The sequence below is a fragment of the Cognatundibacterium luofuense genome (genome assembly GCF_018139685.1).
GTDB classification, from domain to species: domain Bacteria; phylum Pseudomonadota; class Gammaproteobacteria; order Burkholderiales; family Burkholderiaceae_D; genus Undibacterium; species Undibacterium luofuense.
The window spans coordinates 1-255 of record NZ_JAGSPN010000702.1; the positions used below are offsets into that span (position 1 = coordinate 1).

Annotated in this window: 1 protein-coding gene; it reads right to left on the reverse strand. The window is 60.0% G+C overall.

Annotation, left to right across the window (positions count from 1 at the left end; translation table 11 throughout):
* Nucleotides 1-82: 82 nt before the first annotated feature.
* Nucleotides 83-255, reverse strand: a 173-nt coding sequence (locus KDM89_RS22260) for a MotA/TolQ/ExbB proton channel family protein (protein ID WP_212689901.1), incomplete at its 5' end; no start/stop codon positions are given.

Genomic DNA, 255 nt, shown 5'->3' on the forward strand with positions numbered 1-255 from the left:
ACAGGAGACAGTCAGGGCACGACGGGGCCGGGGTCTGGTGTGCGGAGTTCAGGAGGCGTTGCCTCCTGTGATTCCGGTCAGATTATTTCTTGCCCATGTTGCCGGACAGCAGCACGGAGTGCAGGTCGGCAGCGAAAGCACGTACTTCTTCCATCGCGGATTTGTTGCGGCGTACCAGGAAGTTGTAACCCAGAACGGCAGGAACAGCGACGCCCAGACCGATCGCGGTCATGATCAGCGCTTCACCCACAGGAC